This is a genomic window from Archangium sp., from assembly GCF_045802675.1.
In the GTDB taxonomy this organism is placed as follows: domain Bacteria; phylum Myxococcota; class Myxococcia; order Myxococcales; family Myxococcaceae; genus Archangium.
Genome location: NZ_JBJMQO010000026.1, coordinates 146,880 through 163,607, shown reverse-complemented (window position 1 = coordinate 163,607; position 16,728 = coordinate 146,880). Strand labels below are relative to the sequence as shown.

The window sequence follows — 16,728 nt, the reverse complement described above, 5'->3', positions numbered from 1 at the left end:
TTCCGGCCGGAGGCCCTGGGCGCGCGCGGCTAACGGCTGGCCGTCTGCGAGCCGTCCGTGGCCGGAGCCGCCGAGGCGGTGCCGCCGAGCAGCCGGGAGAACCCCTTCTGCTGGAGGAACACGCGCACCTTGGAGGTGGGAGCGGCGAAGGTCTCCCCGGGCATGGGCACGTCGAAGCTGTAGTTCTGCTCGGCCACGGCGAAGCCCACCTTGGCGGTGCGGTAGCCCTCGACGATGGCGAGCAGCTTGCCGGACTCGAGGCTGAAGATGCCGCCACCGGAAGCGCCGTAGCCGATGGGCGCGTCCGTCTTCACCATGCGCGGCTTCTTGCTGTCCTTGTCCCACTCCACCTGGGACACCATGCCGCCGGAGAGCGACAGGGCCCGGCCGAAGGGCGAGGCGGCCACCACCACGTCATCGCCCAGCTCCAGCTCCGAGTCCGAGGCGAGCTGCGCGGGCTCCAGCGGCAGGCCCGGCACCTTCACCAGCGCCAGGTCCATGTCCGGCACCGAGCCCGAGGCCACCACCTGCGCCCGGTACTCGGTGGAGTCGGCACGGTCGTCCACGATGATGACGAGGCTCGGGTCCTTGAGATCCTCCATCTCCACCGCGTGCGCGTTGGTGAGCACGTAGCTGACGAGTCCCTCGGCGGTCTTCTCGTTGCCGATCACCACGCCCGAGGCGGTGCGCCGGGCCTTGCCGTCCTCGACGATGGCGAGGCGCACGTTGTGCGGGAGGATGCGCTTGACCTGCTCCTTGCGCGTGGGCCTCGGGGTGAGGGCGCCCACCTGCTTCATCACCACGGGCGCGCCGCCGGTACCCGGTGTCTCGGAGACCGCATGCGAGCTCGGCGCCGCGGCGCAGGACAGCATGGCGAAGAGGGCAGGCAGGCCCAGCGCGAAACGAGTCATCGACGCTCCGAAGCAGCGAGGGGGGAGAGGGAACAACAGCCTTCAACCTCTATTGAGTCCCCATCTTCCACTTGCGACGCATTTTCGGGAAGCATCGCGGCCGCCGGGCGCCCGTCCGCTCGTCTACCCCCGCCAGCTCAGCCGTAGCGCTTCTTCATGAGGAAGAGGATGGCGTCCTTGGCGCAGTGCTCGCAGTAGCCGTAGCGCTCGTGCATCGTCTTGAGGGTGCTCTCCACCTGGGCCTGCTCGCGCGAGGACAGCGTGCCGCGCTCCTCGGAGAGGTACTTGAGGACGTTCTCCTTGTTGCGGCGCAGCACGCGCTTGCGCTCCTCGAAGTAGTGGTCGCGCAGGTGGCGGAACATGTCCGGGAAGATGCGCGGGTAGTCCATCTCCACGTCCGGGTTGTCCAGCTTGTGCGCGCCGATCTGCGAGATGAGCCCGCGGCGGAACTCGCCCGGGTCCTCGCCCCTCGGCATGACGATGGCCTCCATCTCCGCCATGCGCTGCTCGTCCGGGCGCTCGTTGGAGCCGGTGATCCGGTTGCGGATCTTCTCGCCCTTCACCCAGTGGCTCACGTTGTAGACGTAGCGCTCCACCAGCTCGCGGTACTGGCCCTCGGAGACGAGCCCCATCGACTCACGCACCTCTTCGTCCACCCGGTCGAGGTACTCGGCCTCCACCGCGCGCACGAACTCCTCATGGTCGTGGTAGCCGTCCACCACCTCCTGCAGGAGGAACTCGTAGACGCTCTTGTCCTTGCAGATGGCCTCGAGCTCCTCGATGACCGCCAGGGCGTTGAGGCACTTGTAGTCCGCGTTCTGCGCGGCGTTGAAGAGCGCGGTCTTGATCTCCCGGGCACTGCCGCCGCTGCGGCCCTCGTAGTTGGGATAGGCGTCGGACTCCTCGTACATGTCCGTGCGCAGCTTCCGCAGCTCCTTGCCGTGCGACATGCTGAGCCGGTCCGGCACCACGCCCTCCTCGTAGAGGTGCATCTTCTCCACGGGCGTCACCTGATCCACGAGCTCCTTCACGTCGGGCGGGTAGCGATCCGGGATGGGCTTCTTGAGCCGGGTGAGCACCGCCCACATGGCGGCCACCCCGGTGGCGTGCGGGGCCACGTGCTTGCCCACGGTGGTGGGCGTGATTTGAGCGTCGTAGATCTGCTGCTCGACCTTGTAGCGGCGCAGGTACGGCACGCGTACCAGCTCGATGCGGCCCTTGAACGAGGCGAAGTCCGGCAGCTCCTTGAAGGCGCCCAGGTGCTTCTCGTTGGACGAGGCGATCAGCACCTCGTCGAGCTGCAACACGAAGTGCTCGAGCGGCACCTGCGAGGTCTCGCTGAAGCCGAGCAGGTATTTGAAGGCCTCGAGCGGACGCTTGAGCAGATCCGAGTACTCGATGAGGCCGCGGTTGGCGTGCACCAGCGGGCCGTGGGGCTCGAAGAGGGCCACGTTGTGGAGCGCGGGCGGCATGTTGAGCATCTGCGCCCGGTCCGCCGTCACCTGCTGGTACATGGCGTCCACGCTCATCTGCGGCTCCACCGTCACCGTGCCCACCTGGTAGCGGCGCGAGATGTAGTAGCGCTCGACGCGCACGTGGCGCAGCACCTGGAGGTAGTCGCCCTTGTAGTTGGCGAGCAGCGCCGTGTAGATGCTGCGGCACTTGTGGCACAGCCCTCCGTGCAGCACGTAGTCGGAGAGCACGAAGTCGGCGTCGCCCTGCGCCTCCGCGCCGCCGTTGCCGTTTCCGTTGCCCAGGCCCTTCTTCTTCAGCGCGCCCTCGAGCAGCTTCTGGCGCTCGGCGGGGGGCACCACGAAGAGCGGATGATCCCTCAGCTCGCAGGGGATGCGCACGTCGATGGACTCGGCATCCAGGTGCGCGAAGGAGGAGAGATCGCCTCCCGGAGCGGCGGCAGCGGCCGCGGCCGCCGCGCGCTGATCACCCCCGAAGCCGATGGAGCCCTTGACGAGCTTCTCCGAGGGGAAGATCCAGCTGAGGCGGTAGAGGGCGCCCTCGGGCTGGCGCGAGTAGGCCTCCATGCCGGCCTTGAGCGCGTTGACGAGCGTGGACTTCGCGCTGCCGTTGGGGCCGTGCAGCATGATGAGCTTGTTGATGCGGCCGGCGCGCGTGAAGTTGCCGAGCAGCCGGTAGATGGCGTTCTGCACCTCTTCCTGGCCCGCGACCCGCCCATCCCGGTCGCTGGAGGGCACGTCGAAGACCTTGAAGCGGCGGACCTTCCCCGTGGGATGCGACACCATCTCGGTGCCGTAGTGGTCCATCACATCGCGCAAGTACTGGGCGGCGTTGCGCGACTGCCCCCGTGGATCGCTCATGAAGAGCGTGACGTACTCCTCGAAGGACAGGATGGAGCGATTCTTGACGAAGTCGTCGGACACCTGGGCGCCCACTTCCTGCAGGTATCGCTTGGCTTCCACGGGATGACTCCTCTGTGCTGTAGTTCAGGAACCCACTAACCACGCCGGTCGGTCGACGCCATGCAGCGCGTGGACCCCCGGAACTTTCCCCTCGGGGAGCGGGATGTCCAGGGCTCTTGTTTCCGTTGTGTTGTTGGCAGTGCTCTCCGCCTGCCCGCCTACCTCGACGACGCCGTGCGACACGGACGCCGACTGTCCTGCCGGCCGATGCCGCTATGGCGGTTGTGGGCCGGCGTGCCTCGACGACACCGAGTGCGGCAGCCACCAGGTGTGCGCCGCGGGCTCCTGCGCCCCTCGTCCCGAGTGCACCCAGGCCACCGACTGCGCCGAGGGCTTCGCCTGCACGGAGGGCCGCTGTCAGTGCGGCTCGGACGCGGCCTGTGCCTCCAACCAGGCCTGCCGCGAGGGGAAGTGCGTGACGGCTTCCGCGTGTACCTCGGCGGATGACTGCCCGGCCGGACAGCGTTGCGAGATCGTCCAGGGCGTGTGCCAGGCGCCATGTGCTCAGGCCACGGACTGCGCGCCGGGCGTGGATCCCCGCGTGGCCTCGCTGCTCTACGTGTGCCGCCAGGGCGATTGTCTGCGGCAGTGCTTGAACGACTCATTGTGTGGCGCGGGCTTCATCTGCGAGGCCGGCACGTGCGCCCAAGCGGGGTGCACCACGAAGGCCGACTGCCCCTCGGGCCAGTACTGCACGAGCGCCACCGCGGGCCGCTGCCTCGAGTACCAGACCTGCTCCTCCACCACCGGGTGCGGCCCCAACACCGAGTGCCGGGCCTTCACCTCGGCCACCTGTCCTCCGGGCTTCGACTGCGCGACGAAGATCTGCCAGGAATTGCCTCGCTGCCTCGTGGACACCGACTGCTCGGCCAGCGCGTACTGCCGGGATTCGCACTGCCAGCCCACCCCCGTGTGCACGGACGGCGTCACGTGCCCCTCGGGACTCACCTGCGTGGCGAGCCGGTGCGTGCCGGGCGGTTGCCGGGGCCATGCGGACTGCGCCTCGGGCGAGCTCTGCTCGGATGGTGCCTGCCGTCCCGCGCCCGCCGCCTCCAGCATCACCTCCTTCGCCCTCGGCCCCAAGGCGTCCACGCTCGTAGTGGGGGACACGCTGCAACTCTCGCTCGTGGCCTACCTGCTGGATGGCACCAGCGTTCCGCTGACGCAGGGCTCCTTCTCGGTGGTGGACGCGAGCGGCGCTCCCAGCAGCGCGGCGACGGTGTCCTCCTCGGGCCTCGTCACGGCCGTGTCCGCTGGAGCGGTGCGCGTGAAGGCCTCGCCCTCGGGCGCGGCGGTGTCTCCCCAGGAGCTCTCCCTCACCGTGCTGAGCGCGGTGGAGAGCGGCCGGCGCGTCACCGTGGTCGACGCGGCCACCTGGCGCCCGCTCGCGGGGGTGGAGGTGCTCGGCTGTGATGCGCCTCCCGCTTCGGGCCCCTGCCCTGCCCCCGTCTTGGTGACGACGGATGCCCGGGGCACGGCCCTCTTCCCCGGCTTCGCCGGCACCACCGCCAGCTTCTCCGCCGCCGCGTCCGAGCTGCGCGCGGATGGCTACCCCCGCTACGACCGCGTCTCCGTCGTCTCCACGCCCGCGCGTGACGTGCTGCTGCCGCTCAGCGACAACCCCGTCCACGGCGCCGCTGGCTTCAACGCCGGCATCAGTTTCAACGAGGTCCACTCCTCCGGCGAGCTGTCAGTGGGCTTCTCCGTGCTGTCCGCCGGAGACCCCACGGCCGTGGACCTCTCCAACCTCCTCGGAGAGACGTTCCTCGTTCCCGTCCCCGGCCTCACCCAGCGCGTCCCCGCTCCGGGCAGCCTCGTGGCCTACGCGAACCTGGGGCTCGCGGGGAATACGGAGATCAAACCGCGCTCGTATGGACTGGGACGGGCCGGACGCCGCACCGCGGTGGCCTTCGCCGGTAGGCTGCCCCTCTCCCAGGCCACGAGCCTCCGCTCCACGGACCTGCTCGCCTGGTCGGGCGCCATGGACTACTCGCTCCAGGCCTTCACCTCGTTCACCCACCTGCCCTACGTGCCGGACGAGACGGACCTCGATGGGGATGGCCTGTGCTCGGACACCACGCGCTGCCAGGGCAGTGAGGACCTCCCGGACTACAACCACTTCACCGGCCTCACCCATCGGCCCCGCCGCGAGCAGCTCCGCCGCACCGAGGTGGTGCTCCCCAACCTGCCCTCCGGCTTCGACACCGCCGTGGTCGCCGCCGTGGAGCTCTCCGCCGAGGCGGGCCTGATGCCCATGGGAATCGCCTCGCGCACGGGCGGAGCGGCCGGGGCGGATGGGACCCGGCCCGTCCAGCCGGTGCTGCTGCGCAGTGGTTCTCCGTATGGCGGCGCCGAGGCGGGTACACCCGGAGTGTGGGTGTTCGCCACGTCCGCCACCTCGGGGGCCTCCGTCAGCGGGCGCATCGTCCGAGGGCCCACCCTCCCCACGCGCGTCGCCGTACCCGCCTTCCTGCCCGTGCCTACCGCCGCCTACACCCCCGCGAGCCGCACCTTCACGCCCTCGGCGGCGAGCTGGAGCACCCTGGCCGGAGCGGGCGTGGGGCTCGCGCGGGTGACGCTCACCGGAGCCCAGGGGCGGCACGTGGTGTTCCTCGCGCTGGACTCGGGCGCGGGGGCGCTCCAGGTTCCCGACTCGCCCGCCGGGGCGGATGCGGATCCCGCCGGACAGGCCGGGGTCTCCCTGGAAGTCACGGCGCTGCGGCTCTCCGAGGGCCTGTCGGCCGAGGGGCTCCTGGACGCCCCCGGGGTGAACCTGCTCCAGCTGCCGGTGGTGCTGGACGCCTACTCTCGCTCGCGACCCCCGTGAACTTGAACTAACCTCGCGGGTCCATGGTTGTGAGGCGAACCCCTACCCGCCTCGCGCCCCCCCTTTGCCCGGAGTCCACGCCAGATGCACAAGGATCCCATCATCGGCATCGACCTCGGCACGACCAACTCGTGCGCCGCGATCGTCGAGGACGGTGGGAACGTGAAGCTCATCCCCTACAAGGGCGGCGAGTACACCATCCCCTCCATCTTCGCGATCGACGACAAGGGCAACGAGCTGATCGGCTACGAGGCCAAGCGCCAGTGGCAGCTCAACCCCAAGAACACCATCTACGGCGCCAAGCGGCTGGTGGGGCGGCCCTTCCAGAGCGACGTCGTCGAGGCCATGAAGAAGGTCGTGGCGTACTCGGTGCGCCCCGGCAAGAAGAGCGACGTCGTCCTGGACGTGGGCAAGAAGGAATTCACCCTCCAGGAGATCAGCGCGAAAATCCTCAACAAGATCCGCGACGTCGCCGCCAACTACCTCAAGACGCCCATCAAGCGCGCGGTGGTGACGGTGCCGGCCTACTTCAACGACCGGCAGCGCCAGACGGTGAAGGAGGCGGGCAAGCTCATCGATCTGGACGTGGTGCGCATCATCAACGAGCCCACCGCCGCGGCGCTCGCCTACGGTGCCGGCAAGGGCGTGAACAAGAAGGTGCTCGTCTACGACCTGGGCGGCGGCACCTTCGACGTGTCCATCATCGCCATCCGCGATCGCGTCTTCGAGGTGAAGGCCACCGGCGGTGACATCTTCCTGGGCGGCCTCGACTTCGACAACGCCATCATCCACCACGTCCTCAAGGACTTCGTGGCGAAGGCGGGCATCGATCTGGCCACCGACCCCGTGGCCATGCAGCGCATCAAGGACCTCGCCGAGCGCACGAAGATCGACCTGTCCGCGCGCGACGAGGTGCAGTTCAACATCCCCTTCATCACGATGACGGCGCAGGGCCAGCCGCTGAACATCGAGATGAAGTTCACGCGCAAGATGCTCCAGCAGCTCACCAACCACCTGGTGGACCGCACGCTGCAGATGGTAGCGCGGGTGCTGGTGGACTCGGGGCTGAGCACCAAGGACATCGACGAGGTGCTGCTCGTGGGCGGGCAGACGCGCATGCCCATCGTCCAGGACCGGTTGACGAAGTTCTTCGGCAAGACGCCGAGCAAGGGCGTCCACCCGGACGAGGCCGTGGCGGTGGGCGCGGCGCTCTACGCCAAGTCGCTCGAGGACAACTCGAGCATGAAGCTGCAGCTGCTGGACGTGATTCCGATGGCGATCGGCCTGGAGCGCGCGGGCGGAGCCTTCCACACGGTGTTCCCGCGCAACGCGCCGATTCCGAACGCCAAGCAGGTGGTGGCCACCACGAGCATGGACAACCAGACCGAGCTGGCCATGCGCATCTTCCAGGGCGACCACGAGCAGGTGGTGAAGAACGATCTGCTGGGCGAGTTCACCTTCTCGGGGATCCGTCCGGCCCGGGCGGGCTCGGTGCAGGTGGAGATCACCTTCGACGTGAACGTGGAAGGCATCCTCACCATGCGCGCGAGGGATCCGGCCACCGGCCGCGAGATGAAGACCACCGTGCGCGTGAGCAGCTGAGCGCGGAAAAGGAAAAACCCCCGTGCCTCGGTGGGCAACGGGGGTCTTCACCGTGAAGAGGCGAAGCCCGGCGGCTAGGCCGACTTCTTCTCCTTCTCCATCACCAGCTGCGGCGGCTCGTGCTTGGTCACCACCGTCTCGGTGATCTTGCACTCCTTCACGCCATCCCGGTACGGGACGTCGTACATGATGTCCAGCATCGCGTCCTCGAGGATGGCTCTCAGGCCGCGCGCTCCCGAGTTGCGCCGCATCGCCTCGCGCGCGATCGCCTTCAGCGATTCCTTCGTGAAGGTCAGCTTCACCTTCTCCATCTCGAAGAGCTTCTGGTACTGCTTGATCAGCGCGTTCCTCGGCTGCGTGAGGATCGTGATCAGATCCTCTTCCTTCAGATCGTTCAGCGTCGCCACCACCGGCAGACGGCCGATGAACTCGGGAATCATCCCGAACTTCATCAAGTCCTCCGGCTCCACCATGGCGAGCAGCTCGCCCACGCTGCGCTCTTCCCGGTGGGTGATCTTCGCCCCGAAGCCCAGGCCCTTCTCGCCCACGCGGCGCTTGATGACCCCGTCGATGCCGTGGAACGCGCCGCCGCAGATGAACAGGATGTTCGTCGTATCAACCTGCACGTACTCCTGCTGGTTGTACTTCTTCCCGCCCCTGGGCGTGACGTTGGCCCGCGTGCCCTCGATGATCTTCAGCAGCGCCTGCTGCACGCCCTCGCCGCCCACGTCGCGCGTGGCGCTCGGCGTGTCACCCTTGCGGGCGATCTTGTCGATCTCGTCGATGTAGACGATGCCCCGCGCCGCCTTCTCCACGTCGTAATCGGCGTTGTGGAGCAGGTTCTGGATGATGTTCTCCACGTCCTCACCCACGTAGCCGGCCTCGGTGAGGCTGGTGGCGTCCGCGATGGTGAAGGGGACGTTGAGGAAGCGCGCCAGGGACTGGGCCAGGAGCGTCTTGCCGCTGCCCGTGGGGCCCACGAGCAGGATGTTGCTCTTGCTCAGCTCCACATCCTCGGAGCCCGAGGGCTTCATCCCCGGACGAGGCCGTGCCGTCGGCTTCTTCTGGTAGATGCGCTTGTAGTGGTTGTAGACAGCGACCGAGAGGACCTTCTTCGCCTGGTCCTGCCCGATCACGTAGTCATCGAGGAACGCCTTGATCTCCATCGGCGTCGGCAAGCTCACCTGCGGCTTGCCCTCCTCGCGCTCGTTCTCGTCCGCAATGATGTCATTGCAGAGCTTGATGCATTCGTCGCAGATGTAGACCGTCGGGCCCGCGATGAGTTTGCGGACCTCGCGCTGCGACTTGCCGCAGAACGAGCAGGACAGGTTGACGTGGTGCTCCTTCTTCACTGCCGCCTCCGAGTTCACCGACCCCGGTTCCCCGGAGCCTATCAGCCGACACCACCACACCCAAGTCGTTTGGCTGCCCACGTCTCGAACAGCCGTCCGCCAAAATATAGGCTCCAGCTGAACGCGCAGGAAGCCCATCTCGGATGTGTCGCCCGGCGGGCTGTGCACCGCCGGACGAGGTCAGCGTTGAGTAACACTCGTTCAGGCGTCATTCACGCCCGAAGCGAGCTCCTCCAGGTCCTCGGCCAGGGCGCCCGCCCGCTCGGCGATGGCGGCAGGCACCCGGCGGCACCCCGATACCTCGGCGGCCAGCTTCCGGGCCAGCTGAGCCAGCTTGCGCACCTGGAAGCTCTCCGGAGGGGGCTCGGGGGGCGGCTTGGGGAAGCGCTCGGAGAACTCCTTCTTCAGCTCGTTGGGCGGCTTCTCCGGGTTCCAGATACTGTCGCGCAGTGAACGATATTCCGTGGGCGACAGCTGGCCGCGCTCCTCGGCGTCGGCGAGCACCTCGATGACCTCGAAGGCCGGGGCCTTCTGGGGGAAGTCCGGCTGGGACACGTCCTCGGGGTCCTCGTGCTTGGCCAGGAAGCTGAAGGAGCGCGTGAGCTTGAGCGCCGTCTGCTTCTTGATGTGGAGCTCCTTGAGGCAGTAGGCCTCGAAGGAGGCGTACCCCCAGGACTCCCAGAGGTTCTCGTCCTTCACCTGCACGAGCAGCTTGCCCAGCTCGGCCCAGGTGGACTTGAAGCGCTTGGCCGCCACCAGGATGGTGTGGCGGAAGGTGCCCGGGGGCACGGAGGCGGCCTTCTTCTCGATGTCGGCTTCTGCGGCGGTCACCATGCCCACCTGTATCGGGCAGGAAAGCGGGGGGGGCAAAAAAGCGGCCCGCCGCCGCCTCGTCAGGGGCCCGCGCCGCCCCTCACTTCTTACCGATGGTGAACGCCAGGTTCACCGTGGCGCGCTCCCCCGTGTAGGACTTGAAGGGCCACTTCTTCATCTCCACCAGCAGGCAGTCGTACATCGGGCCCTTCTTGAGCTGCGGATGATCCACCCACAGCTGCGCCACCCGGCCATCGTTGCCGATGGTGAACTCGAGCGGCACCTTGGCGGCGAAGCCCGGACGGCGCTCGGCCTCCTCCTTGAAGCAGTGGAAGAGCGAGCTCTGGGACTTCTTCACCACCGCGTTGATGGAGGCCTGGTCGTAGTTGACCTCCGTCGACATGCCGTCCGGATCCGTGGAGACCTTGCCCGTCATCCGGCCTCCCGCGGGGCGGCGATCCGGCTTCTGCGTCAGCGAGGCCACCTTCTCCGGCGGCTTCTCCGGCTTCTCCGGCTTGTCCACCGACGCCGTCTCGGGGGGCTTCGTGGGCGTCTTGTCCGGGGCGTGCTTGGGCTCGCCCGGGTAGTCGAACAGCTCCCCGGGCATCGAGGGCTTCGCCGGGGTGATGACCGGCGGCTCCACCTGGATGGAGAGGTCGCCGCTGTCGCCGGGCATGTACACCGACGAGTAGCGGGCGATCTGCCACGCCCCCACGCCCAACCCGCCGAGCACCAGCGCCACCACGCCTCCGGTGATGAGCCGCACCTGGGTCCGCTTGGACTGGAGCGCCCGGGCCTCGGCCTCCACGCGCTGCTTCACCGCCGCCTTCGAGACGTGCAGCTGGAAGGCGTCCAGCTCCTTGAGCTTGCGGAAACCACTCGGGCCCGAGGCGGAGACCTCCGTGTCTCCGGTGAGCACTCCGGCGTTCAGCTTCTCCACCAGCTGGTGGCCCGTCAGGGGACCGAGGACGAGGTCCCCCTGGCGGTAGAGCCACTGGGAATCGAGCTGCGTCCTCTCGAGGTCATGGAGATCTTGTGCGGCCGACATGGGCCGGGAAGTATCCCAGGCCGCACGGGTCATCACAACGCCCCTCAACCCCCCTACGCTCCGTGAAAAGAACCCCCGCCGCCCTGTGGATCTGGTACCGAGGCACCGACTTCCTCGGTTTCCAGCGCCAACCCGAGGGCCTCACCGTCCAGGAAGCCCTCGAGGATGCCATGCGCAAGGCCGGCGTCCCCTACCCCATCATGCCCGCGGGCCGCACCGACCGCGGCGTCCACGCGCGCATGCAGGTGGCGAGCGTCCGGCTGCCTCCCTGCTACACCTCGGAGATGCTCGCCGAGCGGCTCCCTCCCCACGCGCCTCCCGGGATAGGGCTGTGCGTGGCCCGGCGTCCTCCCGAGGGCTTCCATGCCCAGTGGAGCGCCGTGGGCAAGGAGTACCGCTACCGCGTCCAGCTCGGCGGCTCCGTCGCCGAGGCCTGGCGGCCCTTCGCCATGGAGGCCTCGCTCGAGCCCCGCTTGGAGGGATTGACGCTCCGGCCCGAGCGCGTGGCGGAGTTGCTCGGCGCCACCGTGGGCCGCCGCGACTTCTACGCCTTCCACGAGCACTCCAGCCTGCGCAAGCCGCGCACCCTCGAGTCGGCCACCCTGCACGAGCTGGGCGGCGGCCTCTTCGAGCTCCGCCTGCGCGGCGATGGCTTCGGGCGCTACCAGGTGCGCTACCTCGTGGGCTCCACCCTGCTCACCGCCGCGGGCGGCCTCTCCGAGGAGCTCTTCCGCTCCGCCCTCGAGTCGGGCACCCCCATCCCCGGCCTCAAGGCCCCCGCCAAGGGGCTCGTGCTCTGGGAGGTGCGCTACCCGTCCGACAAGGATCCCTTCCCCTCCGAGGAGCGGGCCCGCGCCCCGGGTCTCCCCTCGGCGCCTCCCTTCTGTCTCCCCGACGGGGCCGAAACCCAGGCCGCCTGAGCCAGGCCGCCGGGTCTCAGTCGACCAGGCGATCCTCGTACTTCGTCAGCAAGTCCGAGATCGCCTCCCGGAGGTACTCGCTCTGGCGGATCCTCGTCGAACGCGACAGCTCCTTGAGCGCATCCAGCTTCTCGCGGCTGAGACGGAACACCACCGAGGTGAGGCGAGGATTCATGTCCATGTGCGTTGTCTCCTACAGGTGCGCACAAAGTCGCACAGACGTGCCGGATCGCAAGAAAATCATCCGACCTCTGGGATCACCCGGGGATCAGTTGCCGATCACGGGGCCTGGCGCGCGCCGGCCAATGCTCTACGACTGATCCGTTCGCGGATCCAAATCCCGACCCTTCAGGGGCTCGGAAACAGGGGGGAAATGGGGGCCAGCTCCCCTCACCCCGACCCGCTCCCGGAGGGCGAGGGAGGAGCAGGCGGGGATCAGCAGCCCGGATCAGGCGGGGATCAGCTTTCGGATCAGGAGATGACCGGAAGCGGATGGGTGTGGGGCTCCGCCGCCGGGCGCTGGATGCCCGCCGCGTCGTTCATGCGTCCCGAGCGGAACGGCTCCAGGTCCAACGCCACGAACTTGAACCCCAATGCCTTGAGGGCCGCGTCCACCTCGCGCCGGACCTCCGCCGAGAGGAAGCGCTCGTACTCGTCCGCCGACAGCTCGATGCGGGCGATCTCCTGGTGGTAGCGCACCCGGAACTGCCGGAAGCCCCGCTTGCGCAGCTCGGACTCGGCTCCGGCGATCTGGAAGAGCCGCTCGCGCGTCACCGAGGTGCCGTACGGAATCCGCGACGCCAGGCACGCCATCTGCGGCTTGTCCCACGTGGGCAGCCCCAGCGCGTGGCTCCACGCCCGGATCTCCTCCTTCGTCAGCCCCGCCTTCGCCAACGGCGACTGCACCGCGTGCTCCTTCGCCGCCTGGTGCCCCGGCCGGTGGTCCTTGAAGTCGTCCGCGTTGAAGCCGTCCAGCACCACCTCGAGCCCCAGCTCCTTCCGCTTCACCTCGCACAGGTCGTACAGCTCCGTCTTGCAGAAGTAGCAGCGGTTCGTCGGGTTGGCCGCGTACTGGGGATTGGCCAGCTCGTCGCTCGACACCACCACGTGCCGCGCTCCCAGCTTCGCCGCCAGCTCCCGCGCATCCCGCTCCTCCTCGGGGGCCACCGACGCCGACAGCGCCGTCAGCGCCAACGCCCGCTCCCCCAGCTCCTCCACCGCGATCTTCAGCACGAAGGTGGAGTCCACCCCGCCCGAGAACGCCACCAGCGCCGAGCCGTGCGCGCGCAACGCCGCTCGCATCGCCTCCAGCTTGGGTCGGGAGGAGTCACACAGGGCCTGGATCCGCTCGGGGGTCAGCATGGGGGCACCTCTATAAACGAAGAACCCCCGGGTTGCCCATGCAACCTGGGGGTCCTCACGACTGTGCCTCTCCGTCCACGGCCCTCCTGGGGAGGAAGGCAGTGGAGGCCCGGCTAGCGGGCCTTGCGCTTGGGAGCCGCCGCCTTCTTGGCCGCCGGCTTGGCGACCCGGGCCGCCCTCGCCGCCGGACGCGCCTTGGCGCCCTTGCCCGCCGCCCCCGACGAGGCCTTCGCCGCGGGCTTGGCCGCCGCCTTGGTGGCCGCCGGCTTCGCGGACGACACCCGCGTCACCTCGGTCTTCGTCGGCGGCTGCGCCTTCATCTTCTTGCCGGTGATGATCTTCAGCTCCTCGCTCGTCACGTAGCCGAGGTCCAGCAGCGACTGGAAGATCTTCCCCGCGCCCTCCTCCACGCTCTCCTGATCCGAGTGGATGACCACCTCGGCCGACGCGGGCGGCTCATACGGCTCGGTGATGCCGATGAAGTTGGGGATCTCCCCACTCAGGGCCTTCTTGTAGCGGCCCGTGCCGTCGCGCTCGATGAGCTTCTCGGTCGGGCAGTCCACGTACACTTCGATGTAGCGGCCGATCGTCCGGCGGTTGTCCTCGCGGACCGCCTTGTAAGGGCTCACGCAGGGAACCAGCACCGCCACGTTGTTACGCGTGAGCAGCCCGGCCACGAACCCCAGCCGGCGGACGATGGTGTTGCGCTCGTCCTTGCTATCCCCAATGCCCTGCCAGAGGTCGTCCCCGAGACTGTTCTCGTCGAGGATCTCCACGTTGCGATCCACCTGCCTGAGCCGGGCCGCGATGTAGGCAGCCATCGTACTCTTGCCGGTCCCGGACATGCCGGTCAGCCAAACGGTAAAACCAATCGTCTGCGCCATACGGGTCCCAAACTCCCTGCGCCTCCAGGGGCGTCAACTCCGTGCCCCCCGGAGCGCGGCAGATCAAAAGTCGGGGGCGTTATAGACGAAAATCACACCGTTTGACAATTCGTACCCACCTTTCCGCAGGTAGGGGGGGCAGGCGGCCAAGTGCCCGCCTTCTCAAGGGATTTCCAACGGGTGGAGCGTCTCGAATCAAAGTAAAACACGACGTTCCTGAAATTCTCCGCACTCCCACCAGAAAATTTTCATATCCCTGACATACCCGGAGTGGACAGCCATCACGAGATGGCCCACTCCGGGAAGCAGGGACTGGCCCTCGGGGGTCGCATGATGTCGGTCCTCGTCGGAGAAATCGGCACCTGTGTCCACATGTGAGTGGAAGACGCACGCCACGTGCTCGCCCCGGGCGTCGGCTTCCATGAGGACGCCGAGCCACTCGCGCGGCTCGAAGGCGAAGGCCGTGCGGGAGGTGCGAGGAAAGCGCACAGGGTCCTGGGCGTGGAGCTCGTCCTGGGCGTTGCGCAGGGGGCACACCCGCCAGGCCCCTCCCTCCCCCGCTCGCAGCAGCACCCCACAGCCCTCCCGGGGGTAGCAGGCCTCCAGGTGTCGGATGATGTCCGACAGATCCTCGGGCAGTTCCGGGCCCACGCCGATCAGCCGCACCGGCCGCAGCGCCGCACGCCCACGTCCGTCAGCACGCCCGGCGACGCCCATCCGCACGCGCCCAGCGCCGGTCCCAGCCCGAGCAGCAGTCTCTGGAGGACGAGTGCGCCCAGCGCGCCCAGCCCCACCCCGAGCGCCCCCGAGGGTGGAGGCCCCAGCACGGCCGTGGTGGCCTCGAAGCACCCGGCACACCCTGCCGCGCCCCGGAAGACGACCACGCCCCGCGCTCCGTCTCCGCCGAGTGCCACCCACGGGCCCTCGCCGTCCCACTCCGCCGGCAGTTCCGCCAGCCGCCCCGCACCGCGCCCGGGCAGCGCGTCCGCGTTCACGTCCGGCAAGGCCCTCGCGAGCACCTCGGACGCTGGCTGGCCCACTTCTTCCGCCGACACGAGGAAGCCCTCGGCTCCCGGCGTCAGGGGGTCGGGGCCCGCCTCCACCGCGGTGCCTCCCGCCGCCACGTACGCCGCCGCCGTCAGCCCCGCCGCTCCCGTGGCCTTCAGCCGCACGCCTCCCGCCAGCAGCTTCTCCTGCCCGCGCCCACCCACCTCGCGCAGGAGGATCTGCCTCGAATACCGGAGGATTTGCTCCTCTCGCAGCGCCATGCCCCTACCCTCCGGCGATGGCCGGGATGAGGGTGAGGCGATCCCCGTCCGCCACCGGCGTGGCCAGCTCCTGCAGGAACCGGATGTCCTCGTCGTTGAGGAACACGTTCACGTAGCGCCGCACCGCGCCCTTGTCGTCGAGCACCCGCGCGCCAATCCCCGGATGCGCCTTCTCCAGGTTGCCGAGCACCTCGCCCACCGTGGCGCCCGCGACGCGGACCTCGCCCTTGTTGCCCGTGAAGCTCCGCAGGGACGTGGGAATGCGGACCGTGGCCATCTCTCAGCGTCCTCCCTGCTTGCGCAGCAGCAACCGGTGCAGCCCATCGCCCCGGGACTCCAGCGCGAGCACCTCGTGGCCTTCCTCGCGCGCGTTGCGCGGCACGTTCTTCAACGGCTCCTCGCCCCGCAGCAGCACCTCGAGCACCGCGCCGTCATCGAGCGACTCCAGCGCCAGCTTCGTGCGCACGTACGTCATCGGGCAGACCTCGCGGGTGATGTCCAACGTCCGGGTCACCTCGTGCATCGGTCGGGCTCCTCCGTGAAGACAGGCGGGCGCGGGCGGGAACAGCCCTCGCAATCGGGGGCGCGGCGCGCGCGCACCTGGCGGCCTCGCAGCGTGGCGCCGTCGAGCACGTGCAACACCGCCTCCCCGCTCGCCGCCGGGGCCTCACCCGTCAGCCGCTCCAGAATCAACAGGGCCTGCAGCGCCCCCACCAACCCCGCCATCGAGCCGAGCACTCCCGCCTGCGCGCACGTGGGCACCGCATCCGGCGAGGGCGGCTCCTCGTACACGCAGCGCAGGCACGGCCCACCGGGCTCCACGCGCATCGCCTGCCCCTGCATCCGCAGCACCCCGCCGTAGACGAGCGGCACGCCCGTGGCCACCGCCACGTCCGACAGAAAGAGCTTGGTGGACGTGCCGTCGGTGGCCTCCACCACCGCGTCATGCGCCCGGAACAGGGAGGCGGCGTTGCGCTCGTCCACCCGCTCGGCGAGCGTCTCCACGCGCAAGGCCGGGAAGGCCCGCCGCAGCCCGTGCGCCGCCGACTCCACCTTGGGCCGGCCCACGTCCGAGGTGCGGTGCCACAGCTGCCGGTGGAGGTTCGTCACGTCCACCCGGTCCGGGTCCACCAGCGTCAGCCGCCCCACCCCCGCGCGCGCGAGCGCCAGCGAGGCCGGACAGCCCCACCCGCCCGCGCCCACCACCAGCACCCTCGCCGAGGCCACTCGTTCCACGCGCGCGACCCTCGCCGAGCCACCGTCCGCCGTCAACTCCACTCGGCGAAAAGCCGCCCGCCCCGGACAC

General features: G+C 69.0%; 16 protein-coding genes. 3 read left to right on the top strand and 13 right to left on the bottom strand.

The features are described from left to right. Positions 1 to 29: 29 nt before the first annotated feature. Both ACJ8AN_RS07580 and ACJ8AN_RS07575 read right to left on the bottom strand, forming a co-directional pair. The gene (locus tag ACJ8AN_RS07580) at positions 30 to 911 is read right to left on the bottom strand and encodes a serine protease (protein ID WP_407754572.1); all 882 of its coding nucleotides are present in this window, start codon (positions 909 to 911) and stop codon (positions 30 to 32) included. Positions 912 to 1,048: 137 nt separating this feature from the next. After that, entirely contained in the window at positions 1,049 to 3,346 is a 2,298-nt protein-coding gene (locus ACJ8AN_RS07575; protein WP_407754571.1) for a PrkA family serine protein kinase, read from the bottom strand. A 133-nt stretch (positions 3,347 to 3,479) separates the two neighbouring features. On the opposite strand from ACJ8AN_RS07575, the gene ACJ8AN_RS07570 reads away from it, so the two are divergent. Both ACJ8AN_RS07570 and ACJ8AN_RS07565 read left to right on the top strand, forming a co-directional pair. Beyond that, the gene (locus ACJ8AN_RS07570) at positions 3,480 to 6,173 is read left to right on the top strand and encodes a hypothetical protein (protein ID WP_407754570.1); all 2,694 of its coding nucleotides are present in this window, start codon (positions 3,480 to 3,482) and stop codon (positions 6,171 to 6,173) included. 84 nt (positions 6,174 to 6,257) lie between these two features. Beyond that, positions 6,258 to 7,775: an Hsp70 family protein gene (locus ACJ8AN_RS07565; RefSeq protein WP_407754569.1), complete on the top strand. Its 1,518-nt coding sequence runs from the start codon at positions 6,258 to 6,260 to the stop codon at positions 7,773 to 7,775. Positions 7,776 to 7,849: 74 nt separating this feature from the next. On the opposite strand, the gene clpX is transcribed toward ACJ8AN_RS07565, so the two are convergent. From clpX to ACJ8AN_RS07550, 3 genes are all read right to left on the bottom strand, one after another. Further along, positions 7,850 to 9,127 (bottom strand): ATP-dependent Clp protease ATP-binding subunit ClpX, encoded by a 1,278-nt coding sequence (clpX, locus tag ACJ8AN_RS07560; protein WP_407754568.1) that lies wholly within the window; start codon positions 9,125 to 9,127, stop codon positions 7,850 to 7,852. Positions 9,128 to 9,328: 201 nt separating this feature from the next. Beyond that, on the bottom strand, positions 9,329 to 9,961 hold the full coding sequence (locus tag ACJ8AN_RS07555; RefSeq protein ID WP_407754567.1) for a hypothetical protein: 633 nt from the start codon (positions 9,959 to 9,961) through the stop codon (positions 9,329 to 9,331). Between the two features lie 79 nt (positions 9,962 to 10,040). Further along, on the bottom strand, positions 10,041 to 10,988 hold the full coding sequence (locus ACJ8AN_RS07550; protein ID WP_407754566.1) for an AgmX/PglI C-terminal domain-containing protein: 948 nt from the start codon (positions 10,986 to 10,988) through the stop codon (positions 10,041 to 10,043). A 62-nt stretch (positions 10,989 to 11,050) separates the two neighbouring features. Here ACJ8AN_RS07550 and ACJ8AN_RS07545 point away from each other — a divergent pair, with 62 nt between their 5' ends. Beyond that, complete coding sequence (locus ACJ8AN_RS07545) at positions 11,051 to 11,908, top strand: tRNA pseudouridine synthase A (protein ID WP_407754565.1); 858 nt, start codon at positions 11,051 to 11,053, stop codon at positions 11,906 to 11,908. 16 nt (positions 11,909 to 11,924) lie between these two features. Here ACJ8AN_RS07545 and ACJ8AN_RS07540 read toward each other — a convergent pair whose 3' ends face one another. The 8 genes from ACJ8AN_RS07540 to ACJ8AN_RS07505 form a co-directional block, all read right to left on the bottom strand. Next, a complete protein-coding gene (locus ACJ8AN_RS07540; RefSeq protein ID WP_108065063.1) occupies positions 11,925 to 12,089 on the bottom strand; it encodes a ribbon-helix-helix domain-containing protein in 165 nt (54 codons plus the stop codon). 290 nt (positions 12,090 to 12,379) lie between these two features. Next, positions 12,380 to 13,270 carry an ATP-dependent sacrificial sulfur transferase LarE gene (gene larE, locus ACJ8AN_RS07535; RefSeq protein WP_407754564.1) on the bottom strand — a complete coding sequence of 297 codons (891 nt, stop codon included), beginning with the start codon at positions 13,268 to 13,270 and terminating at the stop codon, positions 12,380 to 12,382. 113 nt (positions 13,271 to 13,383) lie between these two features. Further along, positions 13,384 to 14,154 carry an adenylyl-sulfate kinase gene (cysC, locus tag ACJ8AN_RS07530; RefSeq protein ID WP_407754563.1) on the bottom strand — a complete coding sequence of 257 codons (771 nt, stop codon included), beginning with the start codon at positions 14,152 to 14,154 and terminating at the stop codon, positions 13,384 to 13,386. A 195-nt stretch (positions 14,155 to 14,349) separates the two neighbouring features. After that, a complete protein-coding gene (locus ACJ8AN_RS07525; RefSeq protein ID WP_407754562.1) occupies positions 14,350 to 14,820 on the bottom strand; it encodes a Mov34/MPN/PAD-1 family protein in 471 nt (156 codons plus the stop codon). After that, entirely contained in the window at positions 14,811 to 15,422 is a 612-nt protein-coding gene (locus tag ACJ8AN_RS07520) for a ThiF family adenylyltransferase (protein WP_407754561.1), read from the bottom strand. Before ACJ8AN_RS07520 ends, ACJ8AN_RS07525 begins: the two co-directional genes overlap by 10 nt. A gap of 4 nt (positions 15,423 to 15,426) precedes the next feature. Beyond that, positions 15,427 to 15,699 carry a ubiquitin-like small modifier protein 1 gene (locus tag ACJ8AN_RS07515; RefSeq protein ID WP_407754560.1) on the bottom strand — a complete coding sequence of 91 codons (273 nt, stop codon included), beginning with the start codon at positions 15,697 to 15,699 and terminating at the stop codon, positions 15,427 to 15,429. Positions 15,700 to 15,702: 3 nt separating this feature from the next. Further along, positions 15,703 to 15,945 (bottom strand): sulfurtransferase TusA family protein, encoded by a 243-nt coding sequence (locus tag ACJ8AN_RS07510; protein ID WP_407754559.1) that lies wholly within the window; start codon positions 15,943 to 15,945, stop codon positions 15,703 to 15,705. Then, entirely contained in the window at positions 15,933 to 16,658 is a 726-nt protein-coding gene (locus ACJ8AN_RS07505; protein WP_407754558.1) for a HesA/MoeB/ThiF family protein, read from the bottom strand. Before ACJ8AN_RS07505 ends, ACJ8AN_RS07510 begins: the two co-directional genes overlap by 13 nt. Positions 16,659 to 16,728 lie beyond the last annotated feature (70 nt).